Source organism: Microbacterium sulfonylureivorans (genome assembly GCF_003999995.1).
In the GTDB taxonomy this organism is placed as follows: Bacteria; Actinomycetota; Actinomycetes; order Actinomycetales; family Microbacteriaceae; genus Microbacterium; species Microbacterium sulfonylureivorans.
Genome location: NZ_RJAD01000001.1, coordinates 980,940 through 1,000,354, shown reverse-complemented (window position 1 = coordinate 1,000,354; position 19,415 = coordinate 980,940). Strand labels below are relative to the sequence as shown.

15 protein-coding genes are annotated in these 19,415 nt (G+C 70.9%); 6 read left to right on the top strand and 9 right to left on the bottom strand.

All coding sequences use genetic code 11. From position 1 onward, the window contains the following. Positions 1-51 precede the first annotated feature (51 nt). From EER34_RS04410 to EER34_RS04385, 6 genes are all read right to left on the bottom strand, one after another. A complete protein-coding gene (locus EER34_RS04410; RefSeq protein ID WP_127473327.1) occupies positions 52-1,344 on the bottom strand; it encodes an ABC transporter substrate-binding protein in 1,293 nt (430 codons plus the stop codon). Between the two features lie 188 nt (positions 1,345-1,532). Continuing rightward, positions 1,533-2,507 carry a glycoside hydrolase family protein gene (locus EER34_RS04405; protein WP_127473326.1) on the bottom strand — a complete coding sequence of 325 codons (975 nt, stop codon included), beginning with the start codon at positions 2,505-2,507 and terminating at the stop codon, positions 1,533-1,535. Further along, a complete protein-coding gene (locus tag EER34_RS04400; protein ID WP_127473325.1) occupies positions 2,504-3,691 on the bottom strand; it encodes a Gfo/Idh/MocA family protein in 1,188 nt (395 codons plus the stop codon). Before EER34_RS04400 ends, EER34_RS04405 begins: the two co-directional genes overlap by 4 nt. Then, a complete protein-coding gene (locus tag EER34_RS04395; RefSeq protein WP_164743447.1) occupies positions 3,688-4,644 on the bottom strand; it encodes a DUF6807 domain-containing protein in 957 nt (318 codons plus the stop codon). The genes EER34_RS04400 and EER34_RS04395 overlap by 4 nt, the downstream gene beginning before the upstream one ends. Positions 4,645-4,759: 115 nt before the next feature. Beyond that, positions 4,760-6,535, bottom strand: a complete 1,776-nt coding sequence (locus EER34_RS04390; protein ID WP_127473323.1) for an ABC transporter ATP-binding protein — start codon at positions 6,533-6,535, stop codon at positions 4,760-4,762. Positions 6,536-6,618: 83 nt separating this feature from the next. Further along, positions 6,619-7,632: a LacI family DNA-binding transcriptional regulator gene (locus EER34_RS04385; RefSeq protein ID WP_127473322.1), complete on the bottom strand. Its 1,014-nt coding sequence runs from the start codon at positions 7,630-7,632 to the stop codon at positions 6,619-6,621. Between the two features lie 226 nt (positions 7,633-7,858). On the opposite strand from EER34_RS04385, the gene EER34_RS04380 reads away from it, so the two are divergent. Further along, the gene (locus tag EER34_RS04380) at positions 7,859-9,916 is read left to right on the top strand and encodes a membrane dipeptidase (protein WP_205791365.1); all 2,058 of its coding nucleotides are present in this window, start codon (positions 7,859-7,861) and stop codon (positions 9,914-9,916) included. Positions 9,917-9,923: 7 nt separating this feature from the next. On the opposite strand, the gene pgm is transcribed toward EER34_RS04380, so the two are convergent. After that, on the bottom strand, positions 9,924-11,567 hold the full coding sequence (gene pgm, locus EER34_RS04375) for a phosphoglucomutase (alpha-D-glucose-1,6-bisphosphate-dependent) (RefSeq protein ID WP_127473321.1): 1,644 nt from the start codon (positions 11,565-11,567) through the stop codon (positions 9,924-9,926). 87 nt (positions 11,568-11,654) lie between these two features. On the opposite strand from pgm, the gene pheA reads away from it, so the two are divergent. Together pheA and EER34_RS04365 are read left to right on the top strand one after the other, a co-directional pair. After that, positions 11,655-12,638 carry a prephenate dehydratase gene (gene pheA, locus EER34_RS04370; RefSeq protein WP_127473320.1) on the top strand — a complete coding sequence of 328 codons (984 nt, stop codon included), beginning with the start codon at positions 11,655-11,657 and terminating at the stop codon, positions 12,636-12,638. Then, positions 12,635-13,084, top strand: a complete 450-nt coding sequence (locus tag EER34_RS04365) for a pyridoxamine 5'-phosphate oxidase family protein (RefSeq protein ID WP_164743446.1) — start codon at positions 12,635-12,637, stop codon at positions 13,082-13,084. Before pheA ends, EER34_RS04365 begins: the two co-directional genes overlap by 4 nt. 27 nt (positions 13,085-13,111) lie before the next feature. Here EER34_RS04365 and EER34_RS04360 read toward each other — a convergent pair whose 3' ends face one another. Then, positions 13,112-14,182, bottom strand: a complete 1,071-nt coding sequence (locus EER34_RS04360; RefSeq protein WP_127473319.1) for an MsnO8 family LLM class oxidoreductase — start codon at positions 14,180-14,182, stop codon at positions 13,112-13,114. A 202-nt stretch (positions 14,183-14,384) separates the two neighbouring features. Beyond that, on the bottom strand, positions 14,385-15,404 hold the full coding sequence (locus EER34_RS04355) for a LacI family DNA-binding transcriptional regulator (RefSeq protein WP_127473318.1): 1,020 nt from the start codon (positions 15,402-15,404) through the stop codon (positions 14,385-14,387). A 143-nt stretch (positions 15,405-15,547) separates the two neighbouring features. Between EER34_RS04355 and EER34_RS04350 the strand changes: the two genes are divergently transcribed. From EER34_RS04350 to EER34_RS04340, 3 genes are read left to right on the top strand one after another with little or no spacing between them, the layout of a single operon-like run. Beyond that, positions 15,548-17,563, top strand: coding sequence for a beta-galactosidase (locus tag EER34_RS04350; protein ID WP_127473317.1), 2,016 nt, complete (start codon positions 15,548-15,550; stop codon positions 17,561-17,563). Then, entirely contained in the window at positions 17,560-18,492 is a 933-nt protein-coding gene (locus tag EER34_RS04345) for a carbohydrate ABC transporter permease (protein ID WP_127473316.1), read from the top strand. Before EER34_RS04350 ends, EER34_RS04345 begins: the two co-directional genes overlap by 4 nt. Continuing rightward, positions 18,489-19,388 (top strand): carbohydrate ABC transporter permease, encoded by a 900-nt coding sequence (locus EER34_RS04340; RefSeq protein WP_127473315.1) that lies wholly within the window; start codon positions 18,489-18,491, stop codon positions 19,386-19,388. Before EER34_RS04345 ends, EER34_RS04340 begins: the two co-directional genes overlap by 4 nt. Positions 19,389-19,415: the final 27 nt, after the last annotated feature.

Genomic DNA, 19,415 nt, shown 5'->3' with positions numbered 1-19,415 from the left:
GAAGGTGGTGTCCGGGGGCCGGTCGCAGTGCGGCCGGCCCCCGGAAGCGGACTACTGGTTGAGGACCACGTCCATCTCGCCGAAGAACTGGCTCACGGCCTCGTCGACCGTGACGGTGCCGAAGTTGAGCTCGGCGCCGAGCTGGCGGAACTTCTCCTCCAGCGTGCCGTAGCCCACGATCGGCACGGGCGGGGCGTCGCCGAGGCGGTCGGCGATCGACTCCTCGTACTCCTTCACCTGCGCGCTCAGCGGGTCGAGCTCGGCAGCGGCGAGGGCCGTCTCCGAAGCCGGGAGGCCGCGGTTGGTGCCGAAGATCTCACCCGACTGCGGCGAGTTGATGAGGAAGTTGACCAGGGTGGCCGCCGCCTCGGGGTGCTCCGTGCCGGCCGAGATCGTGTGCAGCATCGACGGCTTCAGGTACAGGTCCTTCGCGCCCTCCTCCGTGATGGGGGGAGCGACCAGGCCGAGCTCGGTGTAGCTCTCGCCGAGGTTGCCGAGGTAGCCCGAGCCGAAGTTGTCCCACGTGAGCTCGCTGGCCGTGTTGGCGGTGTCGAAGGGGCCGAGCGGGACGACCTCCTCGACGCGCTGCTGAGGCACTCCGATGCCGTCGCGGATCGCCGCGCCCTGCTCCCAGAACTCGGTGAGGCGCTCCTCGTCGAAGCCTGCCGTGCCGTCTTCGTTGAAGAGGTTGCCGCCTTCGGCGCGGAGCTGCAGCTCGAAGTTCTGGATGCGGCCGGTGTAGTCGCTGCCGCCCCAGAACTCGCCGCCGGCGCCCTCGGTGACTTCGCCCATCCAGTCCGTGTAGTCCTCCCACGAGCCGCCGGCGAAGTTCCCGACGCCCGCCTGCTCGAGCAGGACCGGGTTGGTGAACAGACCCCATGCGTTGGTGGAGGTCGGGATGCCGGTCGTCACGCCGTCGACCACGCCGATGTCGAGGATGTTCTGCGGCAGCGGGTCGGTCTCGATGATGTTGCCGAGGTACGGGTCGAGGTCGAGCAGGAGCCCGTTCTGCGAGTACTGACGCAGGTACGAGTAGTCGAACTGCATGACGTCGGGAAGGCCGCCGCCGGCTGCTTCGGTCTGGCGCTTCTCCCAGAACTCGGGGAAGCCCAGGAACGACGAGTTCACCGTGATGTTCGGGTACTCCTCGTTGAACGCGGCGATCACCTCGTTGTAGAGCTCGGCGCGCACGTCGTTGCCCCAGAAGGCGAGGTCGAGGGTGACCTTCTCGTCGGGGTCGTAGGTCGCGGCGGGCTCGGAGCCTCCACCGGCGCAGCCTGCCAGGGCCAGGGCGGCGCCGGTCGCGAGGGCGACTCCGGCGAATGCCCGCTTCTTGCTGAACATCTTTGTCCTCTCTTGAACGTCTGCGTTCGAAGTGCCGCCGAGACGTTCGTTGTCCGTTGACGCGGTGTCGGCGCATCCCTGGGTGCTGGGTGCTTGGTGCTGCGGAAAGCGCTTGCCCGTTACGGTACCCCAGCAAAAAACGTTTCGCAAGAGGGGTTGCGGAGAAATTAGAACGATTCAGTAACGGGTCAGCGCTCGCAGCGGAGGACGCCGTCCTCGACGCGCAGCCGCGCGACGTGCACGGCGCTGCGGCGGTGTGCACGCTCGTCGGAATCGGCGAGGTCGCTCCCGTTCCACCACGGATGCGTGAAGCAGTAGAGCCGCGCTGTGTCCCCGCAGACGACGACCGAGCCGCGCCGCCCGATCTGCACGCCCTCGCGCGGCGGTCCGCTCTCGCCGAGGATGACGGCATCCGCTCCGCCCTGGCGTTGCCACGAGACGGCGTCGTCCGAGCGGTGGACGGCCATGCCGCGCCACTCGTCGGTCAGCATCCACCAGGAGCCGCCGAGTTCGAACGCGAAGGGTCCCTCGTGCGGGCGGCCGCCGATCGCGACTCCGTCGGCGCGCCACGTTCCGAGGTCGTCCGACACCGCGACGGCCGTGACCGAGTCGGCGGCCTCGTCCTTGCACCAGAGGCGCCAGCGGCCGTCGGGGCAGCGGGCGACGGCGGCGTCGATGACGCGGTCGCTCGACAGGGCGAGCGCGCCGCGGCGGGCCCAGGTGCTCAGGTCGTCCGAGACGTACTCGACGATGCGTCGAGGGTGGCCCTCCCAGCGGGTGGGGATGCCGTCGATCACGGTGAGGTACATCCGCCACCGCGTGCCGTCGTGGATCACCTCCGGCGCCCAGTGGGTGGCGTCGACCACGCCAGGCGGGCCGGAGGCGTCGAGGGCCAGTCCGTGCCCGGTGGGTTCGAGCGTGCCGGCGTATGTCCAGCGCAGGCCGTCGTCGCCGCGCGCGACGCCGATGCGGCTGCCGTGCACCCAGGCCACGTCAGGGCCGGGATCAGGATGCGTCGCACGGCGCTGCGTGTAGAACATCCACCAGCCGCCTTCGGCATCGCGCACCACGGTCGGGTCGGTCGCGCCGTCGTACACCGGATCGCGGTAGAGCTCTCGCGGAGCCGCGGCGTCGGGGTCGATCCCGGAAGTCGTCCCGGTCATCGCGGAGCGACGGTGCCCGCCGCGTCTGCACCGCCGGAGACGGCGTCGCCCGATGCGGCGCGATCGGCAGCGTCGCGCTCCGGCGCACCGGCGCGTCGGAGGTCGGTGACGGGGCTCGCGAAGCCGCGGCGGTGCGTCGGATGGGCCACGAGGTCGGCGGGGGTGATCACCGCGCCGTCCGCGGCGGCGGACGCGTAGATCGCGGCGACGAGCTCGAATGTGCGGGCAGGGGCGTCGGCGGTCGGCGGCAGCGGCGTGCCGTCGAGGAGCGCGTCGAACACATCGCGCAGGAGCGGGGCGTGGTCGCTGCGCTCCTCTACGGCGGGAAGCTCCCACAACGCGGCCTCCTGCGCGCTGATGTGAGGTGCCGGCGTGATCCGCCAGTTCTCGTGCCCGTGGCCGTACAGGTGGTCGACGGTGATCGTGGCCTTCTGGGTGTCGATGCGGATCGAGCTCGTCTCCCGCGGCGACACCGTGCTCGACACGACCTGTGCGACCACGCCGCTCTCGAAGACGACGGTCGCCGTCGAGACGTCCTCGGTCTCGGTCTCGCGGTCGAGTCGCCAGAGCCGTCCCTCGACGCGCGACCAGTCGCCGAGGAGGAAGGTCAGAAGATCCAGCTGATGGATGCCGTGGCCCAGCGTGGTGCCTCCGCCCTCGGTCTCCCATCGCCCCCGCCAGGGAACCTCGAAGTAGGCGGCGTCCCGGAACCACAGCGTCTGGCACTGCGCCAGCAGCGGGCGTCCGAACGCGCCGTCCTGGAGGAGACGCCGGACGTGTGCGGGCGCGGTCCCGGTGCGCTGCTGGAACACGACGGCGAGTTCGCGCCCGGCCGTGCGGGCGGCGGCGCGCATGTCGTCGAGCTCGTCGAGGGACGGGGCGGGGGGCTTCTCGACCACCACGTGCGCGCCGGCGGCGAACGCGGCGATCGTCTGCTCGCGGTGGGCGCCGGGCGGCGTGCAGATGAGCACGACGTCGGGCTCCTCCGCGGCGAGCATGGAGTCGAGATCGTCGTAGACGGAGGGGACTCCGAAGAGCTCGGCGAACGCGTCGGCGCTGCCGCGCGATCGGTCCATCGCCGCCACGATGGCGGCGCGAGGATGAGCGGCCACCGCGCGGGCGTGCGAACTCGCGATGGCCCCCGTTCCGACGAGCACGCAGCGCAGCGTGCGGGGCGCGGTCACGAGGACTGCCCGGTGGAGTGCGGACCGACGGGCGGAGCCGTCTCGGGCGGTGCGGCAGCCGCCTCCGCCTGTATCGCTGCGACCAGGTTGGCGCCCGCGATCGCGGCGTGGGACGCGGCATCCGGTCCGCCGATGAGGACGACCGCGCCGAGGTGCAGCGTCGCGCCGGGGTCGAGCACGGTGTCCTCGTAGAAGAACGGCGCAGGGCAGAGCCCGGCGTACTCGGCGCTGCGGGCGAACCACGGCGATCCGTCCGGGCCGGCGTCGAGCACCACGACGCCGGCTTGGCCGTCCGGCGAGATGCACGCGAGCCACGGGCCGTCGGTGCCGCGCGCGGCGTCGCCCGCTTCGCCCTCGGGTCCGACGATCGCGCCGCCGGTGAACTCGGTGGGGCCCCGCCAGAAGATCCCGGCGTAGCCGGCATCCGGCCGTCCGTGGGAGGTGGGCGATCCGAACGCGAGCGACTCGCCCGAGACGTTGCGCAGACGGGAGCTCCAGGTGAGCGCCCACGTGTCGTCGTCGACCGCGGTCGCGGTGAGGGCGCGCTCCTCCGTGAGCACGGTGCGGCCGTCCTGGGTCACCCAGTCCAGGCGCTCGGCGACGCGGGCGAGGTGCGCGACGGCGTCGGCGACGGGCGTTTCGGATGCCGCGAACCCGCGATGCACCTGAGCGCCGTTGTTGGGCTGCTGCACGTACCCCTGGCCCGTGACGTAGGTGGGCCCGCCCCAGAAGTTGTGCGGACCGACGTGGGGGAGCGCGAGCGACAGGCCCTTGTGCCACACGTGGTCGTCCGGACGGTACGCCGTGACCTCGCGTCCGGCGCGGGTGCGCAGAAGGGCGTACGGCCGCGGCGACTCGAGCTGCGCGTCTTCGGGCTCGTAGACGTATTCCGCCAGCACGGCGTCCTCGTCGCGCAGGATGAGCCGACCGGGCGTCTCGTCGTCGAACCGCATGCAGACCTCCGTGTGGTGAACTCCTCCAGCGTAAAACGTTTCGCCGGAAAGCGCTATCCGACCTGCGCACGACATCGACACGCCCCTCCCGGAAAGGGCGAGCGGATGCTTCGGCTCAGGGCTTCCCCGACTGTGTCGCGTGGAGGTGGGCGTAGCGGCCGGAGCGCGAGAGGAGCTCGTCGTGCGCGCCCTGCTCGACGACACGACCGTGCTCGAGCACCACGATGCGGTCGGCCTGACGGATCGTCGACAGACGGTGCGCGACGACCAGCGTCGTGCGCCCGCGCATCAGGCGTCCGAGCGCCTCCTTCACCAGCTCCTCGGATTCGGGGTCGAGCGCCGAGGTGGCCTCGTCGAGCAGCAGGATCCGGGGATCGCGCACGAGCGCCCGGGCGATCGCGAGCCGCTGCCGCTGACCGCCGGACAGGCGTGCCCCGCGCTCTCCGACGACGGTGTCCCACCCCTGCGGCTGGGCCGCGACGAACTCGAGGGCGTTGGCGTCGCGCAGGGCGGCGACGATCCGGTCGTCGTCGAGGTGAGGCATCCCGTAGGAGACGTTCTCGCGGATCGTGCCCTCGAACAGCACCGACTCCTGCGGCACGACCGAGACGTGTCGCCGCACCGTACGCAGGTCCATCGCCTGCATGTCGGCGTCATCGAGCAGGATGCGCCCCGACGTGGGCCGCACGAAGCCGAGCACCAGGTTGAGCAGCGTCGATTTGCCGGAGCCGGACGACCCGACGAATGCGACGGTCTCTCCGGCGGCGACCTCGAGGTCGACCTGATGGACCGCGTCGTCGTCGGCGCCGGGGTAGCGGTGGCTCACCCGGTCGAGTCGAAGGCGTCCGGTCACCGCGTCCACGGAGCGCTTGCCCTCGTTCTGCTCGAGGTCGGGCTCCTGGATGACCTCGGCGATCGACCGAACCGACTCGAGTCCGCGCGCGCCGACCGGGATGAGCATGAGCAGCTGCGTGAGGCCCTGAGTGAGCAGTGCGAAGTAGGTCGACAGCAGCACGACCTCGCCGGGAGTGATCGGCAGGATGCCCGTCAGGGAGAAGATCGCCGCGAGGACGAGGCATCCCACCCCCAGCAGCTGCATCGCGACCCACGAGATCGACGCGACGTGGCCGTTGAGCATGTCGAGGTGCAGACCCGCGCGCCGGACGCCCTCGGCGCCGTGTGCGACGCGGGTGACCGCGGTGTCTTCGAGACCGTGTGCGCGGGTGACGGGGATGAGCGAGGCCATCTCGCCGACGCGTGCGGCGAAGCCCTCCATCTCGCGGCGGAACGTCTCGTTGCGCACCCGAGAGCGTCGGCTGAGAGCCCAGCGCAGCACGAGCGCGATCGGCACCGTGAGCGCATAGACCGGGAGGAACTGCGGCACCATGATCGCCGTCATCACGATGGCCCCGATGAGCACCATGACCGACGACAGCAGCGGGTGGGTGACCTGCTGCAGCATGAGCTCGACGTTCTCGACGTCGCGCACGACCTTCGTCTGCACGATCGACGAGCTGACCCGCGTGTGGTAGCCGATCGACAGGCTCTGCAGTCGTGCCGCGAGGGCGTTGCGCAGGTCGGCGCCGGTGTCGCGGACGACGGTCATGAACTGCCGGGTGTACAGGATGTGGTTCGGGTAGTTCTGCACCAGCAGCACGACCGCGAGCGCGAACCACCACAGCACCGTGGTGACCTCGCCCCCGCCGGCGACGATGTCGATGATCGCCGCCGTGACGACCGGCAGGAACCACAACGGGATCTCCTTGAGGGAGAAGCCGAGGAGTGCGAGCGAGAGGCGTCCCGGCCGGCGCGCCAGCAGGCGCAGCACCGAGCGCCCGGGGTGGGCGCCGTCGATGAGCTCGGGAACGCGGGTAAACGCTTTCTGAGTCATGGGGCCATGATACCGACGGATGCCGCAGCCGAGGCCGGGATGACGGAACCGGGCCGCGGAGCACGAGGCTGGCGCAGGCGGGCTCAGGCTCCGAGGACGCTCGACGCCCGCACGATGAGCTCGGGCTCGAACATCACCGATCCGAGCGGCTCCGACGCCTCGCCGCCGAGCTGGTGCAGCAGGAGCTCGCCGGCGTGGCGGCCCATGGCCCGGGCGGGCTGGCGCACCGAGGTGAGCGGCACCGCGGCGACGGACGCGAACTCGATGTCGTCGTAGCCGATGACCGCGACGTCCTGGGGGACGCGGATGCCGTTGCTGATCAGCCCGTAGACCACGCCGCACGCGAGGTGGTCGTTCGTCGCGACGATGCCGTCGGGGCGCGCCTCGGGCGGAGCAGCGGCGATCTCTGCGCCGAGCATGCGGCCGAGCTGCGCCGTGGTGCGTGCGGACCAGACGACCTCGAGGGTTGCGTCCGGATGCGCGCCGACGGCGAGGCGTGCGCCCTGCAGCCGTTCGCGCACCTGCCGGACCTCCTCCCGCGCGCCCAGGAACGCGAGGCGCCGGCGTCCGGTCTGCAGCAGGTGCTCGGCGGCCATCCGGCCGCCGGCGACGTCGTCGAACGATACGGACGGCACGGCCCCGGCGTCGTCGACCGCATCGACGAGCACCACCGGGATGCCGCGTGCCCGCAGCTGCGCGATCGGCGCCGCGGCCTCGCCGAACGGCGAGACCAGCACCCCTTCGACCTGCACGCGCTCGAAGAGCTCGAGGTGGCCGGCCTCTTTGTGCACGTCGTCGTCGCTGTTGCCGACGAGGATGCGATAGCCGGCCGCCGTCGCGGCTTCCTCCGCCCCGCTGACCAGCTCGGCGAAGAACGGGTTGGCGATGTTGATCACGGTCATCCCGAGGAGCCCGCTCCGCCCCACGCGCAGCTGGCGCGCCGCCTGGAGGGGGACGTAGCCGAGATCGTCGGCGGCCTTGCGGACGCGTTGGGCGAGCTGCTCGCTCACCGTGCCCGGGCGATTGAGAGCGTTGGAGACCGTGCTGATCGAGACGCCCGCGCGCTGCGCGACGTCGCGTATCCCGGCTCGTTTCATGCTTCCTCCGTGACCGCCGCCCAGCAAGCGATTACCCGTAGACAGTGTGACACGCCGAGCACAACGCGCCCTTCGCCGAGAGTGCGCAACTCGCCGCCCCGCCTCGCGGCGGGTGGTGGAACACGCACTCTCGGCCGTGGCGGCACGTCGAGAGGGGGGTAGACGGTGCCACGGGTGGCCCATAGCATCGGGGCCGTCTCGCACAGTGCCGTTCGAGGAGGATGTCGTGGCCCCTGCCGTCCCTACCCGTCCGTCCCGCCTGCCGCGCCTCCGGCGCGCTGCGATCGCGATCGCAGCGGCGTTCGCGATGATCGCGATCCCGCTGACGGCCGCCCAGGCCGCGCCCGCGCCGGCGAGCGACCTCGACGGCACCTGCGCGGTGCTGCGTGTCGGCAGCGGAACCTCGAACTACGTCACGAGGGGCTCGGTCGGCTACGGCACCAAGGGCTCGTCGTCGTCGGCGGTGCCCATCCGCTTCGAGGCCACCGACCTCGGGCGCTATCGGCTCATCGACGCGAAGGGCTCGGTCCTCTACCTCAGCGTGCTGGGCACCGTCATGCCCGGATCGAGCTACGGCGACCGCGCCGACTGGACGGTCACGCGCGACGGCTCGACCTACCGGATCGCGGCCACGCTCAACGGCAAGGCGATCGGCGGAATCCTCGGGTCGCTCGTCACGACGAGCGGGGCGTTCACGCTCCAGACGGCGACGGGCTGCGCGAGCGCGGCGGATGTCGCCACCGCCGTCACCGGGACACCCCAGCCCGGGGTGAATCCGGACGGCACGCTCAACGGCTTCATCGACGCCCACGCGCACATCACGGCCGCCGTCGCGTTCGGCGGGAAGCTGCGCTGCGGGACCCCCTTCGCCGAGGGCGGAGTCGAGGTCGCGCTCAAGGGATGCTGGTCGCATTCGGCGCTCGGGCTCGGCGGCTACGCCGGAGCGCTCATCGCCGGCACCGATCCGTTCATGGACCCGAAGGGCTGGCCGACGTTCGAGGACTGGCCGACTCCGACGACGCTGCTCCACGAGCAGGCGTACTTCCGCGGCATCCAGCGTGCGTGGGAATCGGGGGAGCGCGTGCACAACGCGCTCCTCGTCGCCAACCGCGTGATCTGCGAGGTGTACCCGGAACGGGTCTCGAGCTGTGACGAGATGGAGCAGCTGCGACTGCAGGCGCAGTACCTCCGCGACATGCAGGACTACATCGACGCCCAGTCCGGCGGCGAGGGCAAGGGCTGGTTCCGCATCGCCTCGACACCCGAGCAGGTGCGCCAGATCGCGGCGCAGGGAAAGCTCGCGGTGATCGTCGGCGTCGAGAACTCCGAGCTCTTCGGCTGCCGCCAGATCCTCGACGTGCCCCAGTGCGACCGTGCCGACATCGACGCGGGCCTCGACGAGCTGCAGTCGTGGGGTGTGAGCGGGGTGTACCCGGTGCACAAGTTCGACAACGCGTTCGGCGGCACGAGGTTCGACTCGGGAACGCAGGGTGCCGCGGTCAACATCGGCAACAAGGTGTCGACCGGCAGCTTCTGGCAGGTCGAGGAGTGCACGGGAGCCACCGACAACGAGCAGCCGCTGCGCAGCGACGAGATCGCCGCTCTGCTGAAGACGGTGACCGGGCTCCCGCACGGCACCGTCGCGCCGGTCTATCCGCAGGGCGGCGTCTGCAACATCCGCGGTCTCACCGACCTCGGTCGCCACCTCGTGGGCGAGCTGATGGAACGGGGGATGGTGATCAACGTCGACCACATGAGCCTGAAGACCGCCGACGCGGTGCTCGACATCGCCGAGGCCGAGGGCTACCCCGGCGTCGCCACGACGCACACGTGGGCAGACCGCACGATGATCGCGCGCATCGCCGACGTCGGCGGCTTCGTCGGCTCCTACGCGAACGCCGCGCACACCCAGGACGGACGCCCGGGCTTCCTCGACGAGTGGCAGGCGAACCGGGATGCCGCGGCCCCCGGCTCCATCTCCGCCTACGGCTTCGGCACCGACGTCAACGGCCTCGGCGACCAGGCCTACGCCCGCGCCGACGCGGCGGCGAGCCCGCTCGCCTACCCGTTCACGGCGCTCAACGGCACGACCGTCGACCGCTTCACGATGGGGCAGCGCACCTTCGACCTGAACACCGACGGCATGGCGACGTACGGGCTGCTGGCCGATTGGACCGCGGATGTCGTCGCCCAGGCCGGGGCCGACGGCCCGCTGCTGCGCCGGCAGCTGATGTCCGGAGCCGAGGACTGGACGCGCATGTGGGAGGCCTCCCTCGCCCGGTAGCCCGGGGTCAGGCGCCGCCGAGGGCCTCGGTCACGACGGCCCGCGCCTCCTCCTGCACCTCGGCGAGGTGCTCGGGGCCGCGGAGGCTCTCGGCATAGAGCTTGTAGACGTCCTCGGTGCCCGACGGGCGCGCGGCGAACCAGGCGTGCTCGGTCTGCACCTTCAGCCCGCCGATCGCGGCCCCGTTGCCCGGCGCGTGCGAGAGCTTCGCGGTGATCGGCTCGCCGGCGAGCTCGGTCGCAGTGACCGCCTCGGGCGCGAGCTTGCCGAGCGCAGCCTTCTGGGCGGGGGTCGCCGGCGCGTCGACGCGCTGGTACGCGGACGCCCCGAACTCCGCCTCGAGCTCGGCGTAGCGCTGCGACGGCGTCTTGCCCGTCACGGCGAGGATCTCGGCCGCGAGCAGGCACAGCAGGATGCCGTCCTTGTCGGTGGTCCACACGGTGCCGTCCTTGCGAAGGAACGACGCGCCCGCCGACTCCTCGCCGCCGAACGCGACCGAGCCGTCGAGAAGACCGGGGACGAACCACTTGAACCCGACCGGCACCTCGAGGAGGGTGCGCCCGAGCGACTCGGCCACCCGGTCGATGATCATCGACGAGACGAGGGTCTTGCCGATCGCGGCATCCGACGGCCAATCCGGCCGGTGCGAGTACAGGTAGTCGATCGCGACCGCGAGGTAGTGGTTCGGGTTCATGAGCCCGGCGTCGGGCGTGACGATGCCGTGCCGGTCGGCGTCGGCGTCGTTGCCCGTGAGGATGTCGTACTCGTCGCGCCGTGCGACCAGCGCCGCCATCGCGGACGGCGACGACGGATCCATGCGGATCTTCTCGTCCCAGTCGAGCGTCATGAAGCGCCATGTCGGGTCGACGTCGGGGTTCACGACGGTGAGGTCCAGGCCGTGCACCTCCGCGATGAGCGCCCAGTACTCGACGGATGCCCCGCCGAGCGGGTCGGCGCCGATGCGGACTCCGGCGCCGCGGATCGCGTCGATGTCGATGATGCCGGCGAGGTCGCGCACGTAGGCGTCGCGGAAGTCGTAGTCGCCGATCGCGTCACCGTCGAGGTCCTTGAACGCCGTCCGGTGCACGCCGGCCAACCCGGTCGCGATGAGGTCGTTCGCGCGCTCGGCGATCCAGCCCGTGGCGTCGGTGTCGGCGGGCCCGCCGTTCGGGGGGTTGTACTTGAAGCCGCCGTCGCGCGGCGGGTTGTGGCTGGGCGTGACGACGATGCCGTCGGCGCGGCCCGGGTCGGCGGCATCCCGGCCCTTGTTGTACGCGAGGATCGCGTGGCTCAGCGCGGGCGTCGGAACCCACGAGTCTCGGGAGTCGACGCGCACGTCGACGCCGTTCGCCACGAGCACCTCGATCGCGCTGCGCTCGGCCGGCAGCGACAGGCCGTGCGTGTCGCGTCCCAGGAAGAGCGGACCGGCGATGCCCTGCGCGACGCGGTAGTCCACGATCGCCTGGGTGGTCGCAAGGATGTGCACTTCGTTGAAGCTCGCCGACAGCGACGAGCCGCGGTGGCCGCTCGTTCCGAACGCGACGCGCTGCTCGGGCACCGCGGGGTCGGGCTTGATGTCGTAATACGCATTGATGAGTTCATCGATGTCGATGAGGTCGGATGCTTCGGCCGGCTGTCCTGCGCGAGTCATGGGTCCAGTCTGCCCGTCTCCGCGGTGGGGCGCATCGTTTCGACCTGTGCGAACGTCATGAACGGACGATCGGCCGGTCCGCTCGTCATGACCGCGGATAGGCTGGCACCCGTGACCCCCGACGACGCTCCGACCCGACGCACGTACAGCTATCTCGGGCCGGCGGGGACGTTCACCGAGGCGGCTCTCGCCCAGGTCCCCGAGGCCCGCGCGCAGGAGTGGCGGCCGGTCCGAAACGTCGGCGAAGCGCTCGCCGACGTGACCGAGGGGCGCTCGGACGCGGCGATGATCGCGATCGAGAACTCGGTCGACGGCGGCGTGTCGACGGCGCAGGATGCCTTGGCCACGGTCCCCGGGCTCCGCATCGTGGGCGAGTACCTCGTGCCGGTCGAGTTCGTGCTCGTCGGACGGCCCGGGGCGACGCTCGACGACGTGTCGCTCGTCGCCGCGCACCCCGTCGCGTACGCGCAGTGCCTGCAGTGGCTCTCCCGCACGCTCCCGGCCCACGCCCACATCCCTGCGGCGAGCAACGTCGCCAGCGCGATGAGCCTCATCGACGGGTCGAGCGATGCGGATGCCGCGATCGCACCGCCGGGGATCCTCGAGCATCACGAGCTCGAGCTGCTGGCATCCGCGATCGGCGACAACCCGAACGCCGTCACACGTTTCGTGCTGGTCAGCAGGACCGTGGCCCCACCGCCGCCCACCGGCGCCGACAAGACCTCGCTCATCGCAGAGCTGCCCGACGACCACCCCGGTGCGCTGCTCGAGATGCTCGAGCAGTTCGCGACCCGTGGCATCAACCTCTCGCTTCTCGCGTCGAGGCCGATCGGCGACGCGCTCGGCCGGTACCGGTTCGTCATCGACGCCGACGGACACATCGAGGACGAGCGGATGGCCGATGCCCTGCTCGGCCTCCGCCGCTTCAGCCCGAAGGTCGTCTTCCTCGGCTCGTACCCGCGCGCCGACCGCGCCGTGGTGCACTACCCCGATCGCTATTCCGACGACGTGTTCGTCGAGGCCCGCGACTGGCTGCGGGGTCTCCTCAGCGGCGAGCCGGAGGAGGCGTGAGCGGCGCGGCAGGCGCGTTCGAGTTCGACGCGGCGAACGAGGTCCACGCGCGCACCCTTGCGCGCCTCGAGAGCGAGCAGGTCGCGTGGTTCGGCACGATCGGACGCGACGGGTTCCCGCACGCGGTGCCGATCTGGTTCCTGTGGCACGACGGCCGCGCCCTCATCATGAGCGAGCCCGCGACCGCGAAGGTCCGCAACGTCCGCGCGAACGACCGTGTGCTCCTCCACCTCGAGGCGGGCCACGACGGCGAGCAGCTGTCGGTGCTCCGCGGGACGGCGGAGATCTCGCCGGAGCCGTCGTCGGCGTGGGTGGAGCGGATCGGCGACGCGTACACCGCGAAGTACGACGCCTGGCTGCAGCGGCTGAACCTGACGACCGAGACGATGGCCGAGCGATACTCGGCCCTGATCGTGGTCACCCCGCACAAGCTCATCGCCTGGTAGGGCGAGGGCTGCCGATCTCCTCGCCGGTCAGGCGAGGCCGAGTTCGGCGGCGAGCAGCTCGAGCGTCTGCGCGCGACCGGGTGAGGCATCCATCGGCTCACCCTCGTACGAGCCGGCGATGGGCGAGATCATGATCTCGCCCACGCCGTGCTTCGTCGCGAACGCCGTGAGGCCGGCGGCGACGGCGCCGGGCGTGCCGACGAACCAGTTCGCACGCGCCGAGTCCATGAACGACGTGCCGAGTCCGTCGAAGTCGGCGGCTCCGGCGACCGCCTGCTCGACGGTCTCGAGCGCCACGAGCGGCATGTTGGTGCGCAGACGCGCGGTCATCCGCAGGTTGGGGAGCGCGCGCGCCTCGGCCTCGTCGGCCGTGGGCGCGGCCAGCACGTTCGCGGTGAGGAACGTCCGCGGCTCGGGGTGCGCCTCGCTCGGCTGGTATGCCGTGCGGTAGAGGTCGAGCGCCCGCTCGAGACCCTGTCCCGAGAAGTGGTTCGCGAAGACGTACGGGAGTCCCACGGCCGCCGCGAGCTGGGCGGAGTAGTCGCTCGAACCGAGCAGCCACACCTCGGGCACGCTCGTCGCCGCCGGAGTGGCGTGCACGTCGTACGTGCCGCCGGAGGTGAAGCGCACGCTCGCCCCGTCGGGGGACACCAGCGACACGATGTCGCGCACGTGGTCGGGGAAGCGCTCGACGTCGCTCGTGGTCCCGCTCTGACGCAGCAGCTGCGTGATCACCGGGTCGGAGCCCGGGGCACGGCCGAGTCCGAGGTCGATGCGGCCCGGAGCGAGGGCTTCGAGAGCGGCGAACTGCTCGGCCACGACGAGCGGGGAGTGGTTGGGAAGCATGACGCCGCCCGACCCGAGTCGGATGCGCGCGGTGCGCGCGGCGGCCGCCGCGGCGAGCACCGGCGGCGTGGTCGAGGCGACCGCGGGCATGTTGTGGTGCTCGGCGAACCAGTACCGGCGGAACCCGAGCTCGTCGGCGAGGGCGACGAGGGCGAGGGATGCCGCCACCGCCTGGGCGCTCGTCTGCCCCGCGCGCACCGGCACGAGGTCGAGGACGGACAGGGCGGGTGCGGGTGCGGGTGCGGAGCTCATCGTGAGGCACAACCGCCCGCCGTGCGGGTCGTATTCCTTCGGAACCTCGCCGCCTGCGCGTGGGCCGTCGTGCACAACTCCTCCAGGACGAGCGACGTCGCGAGCTGGGCCCGCGCAATTCCGCGCAGCGCGGTGGACCGGCCCGTCGGTTTGGAGGAGTTGTGCGCGCCGCGCCCCGGCGGGCCCGCCGAATAGGGCGGGGTCAGGCCGAGGCGCGCCAGACGACGGGGCACTCGAGGACGCGCCCGCTCGAGTCGGGGTCCTCGCCCCGCAGCTGGCGCAGCACCGATTCCGCGGCGGCGCGGCCGAGTTCGGTGGCGGGCTGGTGCACCGTAGACAGCGGCGGGTCGCAGCGCAGCGCCCAGGAGCTGTCGTCGAAGCCGACGATTCCGACGTCGCGGGGGATGACGCGTCCCGCCGCCTGCAGCACGTCCATCGCACCCGCGGCCACCGCATCGCTCGAGGCGAAGACGCCGTCGATGTCGGGAGCCCGGTCGAGGAGGGCGCGCATGCCGGCCTGGCCGTCGGAGTACGAGTACAGCGGGACCCGCTCGACGAGCTGAGGGTCGAACCGGTTGCCGAGGGCGTCGACGAAGCCGGCCAGGCGGTCGGAGCCGGAGTCGCGGTCGAGCGCGGACGCGATCATGCCGATGCGCTTCCGGCCGGTGTCGGCGAGACGCGCCGTGATCTCGCGCGCCGCACCGCGATTGTCGATCGCGACGTAGGCGGCGTCGCCGATGTCGCGCGGGTGGCCCACGAATGCGGCGGGGAGGTCGAGGTTCGCGACGGCGCGGGTGATCGGATCGCCGACGCGGGCGGAGACGATGATGACGCCGTCGATGAGGCCGCCGCTCAGGTAGCGGGCGAGGCGGTCGATGTCGCGGGAGGTGTCGGCGATCAGGAACGACAGCTGGTAGTCGGCCTCCGAGAGCGCGGCGTTCGCGCCGAGCAGGATCGAGCCGATGTTCGGGTCTTCGACGAACAGCGAGTGGGGCTCGTGGACGATGAGCCCGATGGCCTGCGAGTTCTGCATGACGAGGCTGCGGGCGGCGCGGTTCGGGATGAATCCGACCTTCTCGATCGCCGCGTCGATCGCGGCTCTGGCTTCGTCCGACACGTACGGCTGCCCGTTCAGCACCCGGCTCACCGTGCCGCGCGAGACACCGGCCTCAGTGGCCACGTCCTTGACGGTTGCGCGACGTCGACGTCCGTTGGTCTCCACGAGGCCATCGTATGTGCACGAGCACAATCGGGACACAAGATATTGACAGGCAGAAAGGGCGTGCTTAGTCTGTACACGTTCACAGAACTCAGCGCCGAGTACTCACGCTCAGATCTGTGCACGTTCACAGATCTGAGGAGAACATGACGGCCCCTGCCCGCCCCTTCGAGCACGACGGCATCGCGTTCGGTTGCGACTACAACCCCGAACAGTGGACCACCGACGTGTGGGACGAGGACATCCGCCTCATGGGCGAGGCCGGCGTCGACCTCGTGGCGGTCAACATCTTCGGGTGGTCCCACATCGAGCCGCGCGAGGGCGAGTACGACTTCCGGGCCCTCGACGACATCATCGGCCGGCTGCACGCCGCCGGGATCCGTGTCAACCTCGGCACGGGCACCGCCTCGCCGCCGGCGTGGCTGGCGCGGAGGCATCCCGAGATCCTCCCCATGGCCGAAGACGGCACGCGCCGCTTCCCCGGCGGTCGTCAGGCATGGTGCCCGAGCTCGCCCGTGTTCCGCGCCGCGGCGCTCCGGCTCGTCGAGGCCGTCGCCGGCCGGTACGGCGACCACCCGGCCGTCGCGCTCTGGCACGTCTCGAACGAGCTCGGCTGTCACAACGCCCTCTGCCACTGCGACGAGAGCGCCGCCGCCTTCCGCCGCTGGCTCGAGGCCCGGTATGTGACGCTCGACGCGCTCAACGCCGCGTGGGGGACGGCGTTCTGGAGCCAGACCTACGGCGAGTGGGACGAGATCCTCCCGCCCCGCGCGACGATCTCGACGCGCAACCCCGGTCAGATGCTCGACTTCCACCGCTTCAGCTCGGATGAGCTGCTCGCGTACTACCGCGCCGAGGCCGACGCGATCCGCCCGCTCAGCACGGTGCCGATCACGACGAACTTCATGGTCACGGCGCACATCGAGAACCTCGACTACTGGTCGTGGGCGGGCGACATGGACATCGTCGCGAACGACCACTACCTCGACCACCGCCTGGCCGACCCGAACGCCGAGCTCGCCTTCGCGGCCGATCTCTCGCGAGGCCTCGGGGGCGGAGCGCCCTGGATCCTCATGGAGCACTCCACCGGCGCGGTCAACTGGCAGCCGCTCAACAAGCCGAAGACGCCGGGCGAGATCATCCGCAACTCGCTGACGCACGTCGCGCGCGGCGCCGACGGCGTGTGCTTCTTCCAGTGGCGCGCCTCGGTGCAGGGCAGCGAGAAGTTCCACTCCGCAATGCTTCCGCACGCGGGCACCGACTCCGCCGTCTGGCGCGAGGTCGTCGAGCTCGGCGGCATCATCGGACGCATCGGCGAACTCGCGGGCAGCCGCGTCGAGGCCCAGGTCGCCCTGGTCTTCTCGTGGGAGTCGTGGTGGGCGACTCAGACCGAGTCGCGACCGAGCCAGTCGCTCGGCTACCTCGATCAGGTGCATGCGGCGTACGGGGCGCTGCACGCGCTCGGCCTGACCGTCGACGTCGTCGCCCCCGGCGCAGACCTCTCCGTCTACTCGCTGGTCGTCGTCCCGGGCCTCCACCTGATCCGCCAGTCCGAGGCGACCGTCCTCACCGACTGGATCGCCGCAGGCGGCTCCGCGGTCGTCACGTTCTACAGCGGCATCGTCGACCAGGACGACCGCGTGTGGACGGGGGGCTACACCGGGCCCCTGCGCGACGCCCTCGGCGTCCGCGTCGAGGAGTTCGCGCCGGTCGCCGCCGGCGAGACGCTCCGCCTCAGCGACGGCGCGACCTCGACCCTGTGGTCGGAGCGGTCGCACGTCACCACCGCCGTCGCCGAGGCATCCTTCGTCGACGGACCCTCGGCAGGCAGCCCGGCGATCACCCGCAACGCGTGGGGCCGGGGAACGGCCTGGTATGTCGCGACGCTGCTCGAGGCGGACGCCTTGCGCGCGCTGCTCGGCCGCGTCGCCGCGGAAGCGGGCGTCCGGCCCCCGGCGGCGGTGCGCGGCGGCGACGGCGCCCTCGAGATCGTGCGCCGACGGGGAGCGGATGCCTCGTACCTGTTCGTCGTGAACCACGGCGACGCCGCCGCGGTGGCCGAGGCATCCGGATTCGAGCTCATCACCGGGATGCCGGTCGCCGGGGACGTCGATGTCCCCGGGGGCGCCGTGCGCATCATCAGAGAGGAGGCGGCCGCATGACCGCCACAGAGGTCCTCGTGACGCGAGGGGGCCGGGCCGGACGCCCGGCGAAGCCCGCTCGGCGTCACACACCGCACAAGGGCGCGATCGCGATCTTCGCGGGTCCGTTCGGAGTGCTGTTCCTGCTCTTCTACCTGATCCCCATCGGCTACGCCGTGTGGCAGTCGCTGCTGGTCGTCCAGCGCGACGGCACGTACGGCGCACCGGAGGAGGTGTTCGGCGGCCCGGCGCAGTACGCGCTCGTGTTCCAGAACGCCCCGTTCTGGGAGTCGGTGGGCCGGGTGCTGCTGTTCGGCGTCGTGCAGGTGCCGATCATGCTCGGGCTCGCGCTGCTGTTCGCACTGCTCCTCGACTCGCCGGTGCTCAAGGGCAAGAAGTTCTTCCGTCTCGCATTCTTCGCCCCGTACGCGGTGCCGGGCGTGATCGCGGCGATCATGTGGGGCTTCCTCTACTCGCCCAACCTCTCGCCGTTCACCGACGTGACCCAGACCATCGACTTCCTCTCGCCCGAGCTCGTGCTGTGGTCGATCGCGAACGTCGTGACCTGGGTGTTCGTCGGCTACAACATGCTGATCATCTATTCGGCGCTCCTCGCGATCCCGTCCGAGGTGTACGAGGCCGCGCGCCTCGACGGCGCCGGCCAGGTGCGCATCGCGTGGTCGATCAAGATCCCGATGGTCGCCCCGGCGCTCATCCTCACCGCGGTGTTCTCGATCATCGGCACCCTCCAGCTCCTCGCCGAGCCGCAGGTGTTCCGCTCGTTCAGCGCGGCCGTGTCGAGCACGTACACCCCGAACATGACGATCTACGCGACGAGCTCGATCCCCAACACGCACCTGGCTGCGGCCTTCTCGGTCGTGCTGGCGCTCGCGACCTTCGTGCTGTCGTTCACGTTCTTGAAGATCACCCAGCGGAAGGCCGAGCGATGAGTCTGCTCACCCGCACCGACGGTGCACTGGCCGACGACCTGAAGCCGTCGCGGGGCCCTCGCGAGAGCATCCTGTCGCGCGGCGCAGCCCTGGTCGTCATGGGCGTGTTCACGCTCTACTTCCTCGTCCCGATCTGGTGGCTGTTCATCGCCTCCACGAAGGACCGCGGCGACCTCCTCACCACGAACGCGCTGTGGTTCTCGGACTGGAACTTCTTCGCGAACGTCGGCGACCTGTTCGCGTACAACGACGGCATCTACCTGCGCTGGCTCGTGAACAGCCTGGGCTACGCCGGCATCGGCGCCCTGCTGGCGACGGTCGTGGCGGGCATGTGCGGCTACGCCCTGGCGAAGTACCGGTTCCGCGGGCGCGAGGTCTTCTTCAACGTCGTGCTCGGCGGCGTGCTCGTACCCGCCACCGCGCTCGCGCTGCCGCTGTTCCTGCTGTTCAGCCAGGTGAACCTGACGAACACGTTCTGGGCGGTTCTCCTGCCGAGCATCGTCAGCCCGTTCGGCGTGTACCTCAGCCGCATCTACGCGACGGCGAGCGTGCCCGACGAGCTCATCGAGGCCGGCCGCATCGACGGCGCGGGCGAGGTGCGCACGTTCTTCACGATCTCGATGCGGCTGATGACCCCCGCACTGGTCACCGTGTTCCTCTTCCAGTTCGTGTCGATCTGGAACAACTTCTTCCTGCCGCTCATCATGCTGCGCAGCCAGGAGCTGTTCCCCGTCACCTTCGGTCTCTACTCGTGGAACACGCAGCTCAACCAGATCCCCGAGCTGCGCACCTACGTCCTCGTCGGCTCGTTCCTCTCGATCGTGCCGCTCATCGTCGCCTTCCTCTTGCTTCAGCGCTTCTGGCGCAACGGCCTCGGCACCGGGTCCGTGAAGTGAGCTCCCGCCGACGGGTCTCCTGCCCGG

Excerpts from the sequence above, each read along its gene's own strand:
- EER34_RS04410 (WP_127473327.1), bottom strand. The coding sequence starts at position 1,344 with ATGTTCAGCAAGAAGCGGGCATTCGCCGGAGTCGCCCTCGCGACCGGC.
- EER34_RS04405 (WP_127473326.1), bottom strand. The coding sequence starts at position 2,507 with ATGACCGGGACGACTTCCGGGATCGACCCCGACGCCGCGGCTCCGCGA.
- EER34_RS04395 (WP_164743447.1), bottom strand. The coding sequence starts at position 4,644 with ATGCGGTTCGACGACGAGACGCCCGGTCGGCTCATCCTGCGCGACGAG.
- EER34_RS04390 (WP_127473323.1), bottom strand. The coding sequence starts at position 6,535 with ATGACTCAGAAAGCGTTTACCCGCGTTCCCGAGCTCATCGACGGCGCC.
- EER34_RS04385 (WP_127473322.1), bottom strand. The coding sequence starts at position 7,632 with ATGAAACGAGCCGGGATACGCGACGTCGCGCAGCGCGCGGGCGTCTCG.
- pgm (WP_127473321.1), bottom strand. The coding sequence starts at position 11,567 with ATGACTCGCGCAGGACAGCCGGCCGAAGCATCCGACCTCATCGACATC.
- pheA (WP_127473320.1), top strand. The coding sequence starts at position 11,655 with ATGACCGCGGATAGGCTGGCACCCGTGACCCCCGACGACGCTCCGACC.
- EER34_RS04360 (WP_127473319.1), bottom strand. The coding sequence starts at position 14,182 with ATGAGCTCCGCACCCGCACCCGCACCCGCCCTGTCCGTCCTCGACCTC.
- EER34_RS04350 (WP_127473317.1), top strand. The coding sequence starts at position 15,548 with ATGACGGCCCCTGCCCGCCCCTTCGAGCACGACGGCATCGCGTTCGGT.
- EER34_RS04345 (WP_127473316.1), top strand. The coding sequence starts at position 17,560 with ATGACCGCCACAGAGGTCCTCGTGACGCGAGGGGGCCGGGCCGGACGC.
- EER34_RS04340 (WP_127473315.1), top strand. The coding sequence starts at position 18,489 with ATGAGTCTGCTCACCCGCACCGACGGTGCACTGGCCGACGACCTGAAG.